Source organism: Enterovibrio gelatinilyticus, assembly GCF_028683095.1.
GTDB classification, from domain to species: Bacteria; Pseudomonadota; Gammaproteobacteria; order Enterobacterales; family Vibrionaceae; genus Enterovibrio; species Enterovibrio gelatinilyticus.
The window spans coordinates 1-1,104 of the sequence record NZ_JAJUBC010000086.1; the positions used below are offsets into that span (position 1 = coordinate 1).

2 protein-coding genes are annotated in these 1,104 nt (G+C 37.1%); both read right to left on the reverse strand.

What is annotated here, in order from left to right; all coding sequences use genetic code 11:
- A partial coding sequence (locus LRP50_RS25295; RefSeq protein ID WP_274167159.1) for a hypothetical protein occupies positions 1 to 401 on the reverse strand: 401 nt, incomplete at its 3' end.
- The coding region (locus LRP50_RS25300) for a hypothetical protein (protein WP_274167160.1) at positions 398 to 1,104 on the reverse strand (707 nt) is incomplete at its 5' end. The genes LRP50_RS25295 and LRP50_RS25300, both read right to left, overlap by 4 nt.

The window sequence follows — 1,104 nt, forward strand, 5'->3', positions numbered from 1 at the left end:
CAAACAGCTTGAAGAAATAGAAAAGTCTGAACTGTAGGAATGAATATATGGCTTGGAAATGCAGTAGCGCAAAAATAAACTAAGAAGTTGAAGAGCATAAGACAGGCGAGTTTCGCTCCTCGATATAGAAGTCTTAATCCATCACTTTTCTTTCCTTGAGAAGACTCATAAATCCCAATAATAATCGAGACATAAATCATACCGCTTGCTAATGACCAGTCGCTGGATCTGAACAGCTCTCCGATTATTTTTAAAGTGCCTTTTTGAATGTTGTCTTGATCGCTAAAAATGACAAACAATTTTGTTGCTACCATCAGTGATAGAGGCAGTAGGATGATTAGAAGTGCAGCCCTTGCATAAACGGACTCATCCTTTAATTTATGCTTGGATTCGGCCTTCATTTTATACTAAGTTCTCCCTGTGAGGGATTCTCTGACCAGTATGGTTTTACTACCTTTAGAACCTCGGCATTTTTAATCTTTTTTTCTGATTTATGCTGCCAAAGCTCCCAGTAGCTAATAACCTCCATAGATTCTAGCCTTTTAAAGTCACATTGAAACTGATCCACAAAGTCTTGATGTAATATAATTGCTTCGTAGCAATGACCAGTAGAAGTTTTTAGTTTCCATTTCTCGTTACCTTCTTGAACTGGTTTTATAACTTTTACCAACTCCTTCTTATTATCATGTACATGAATGATGCCATTGAATATAGCATATGTGCTTTTCTTTACTTTCACATTGAGATCGACACTTTTGTCTCTATTTTCAGCAGAGCTGTTTTTGGGATGTATAGAAAAGACCTCTCCTTTCTTTGTCTTTGAGTTCGCCTTGGACATGAACTTTGCAACTTCGGATATGTCAATGTCAGTTATAACTTGGTGTTCTCCGTTCATAAAAGCTTTGTGAGCATCTTCATCAATTAGGCCATCGTTCACTGCTTTTTGGTAGTCAGGACAATTGCTCCAAGTTTTGCGGAGGTTATCATTGATATTGCACTCCTTTTCTTTATAAGTACTAGCGAAATCATTGTTATCATTGCTGCTTATCTCATAAAGAATTCCAGTACTAGGTAAAAGGAACTCTTTGAAAGCTCTCGCGATAC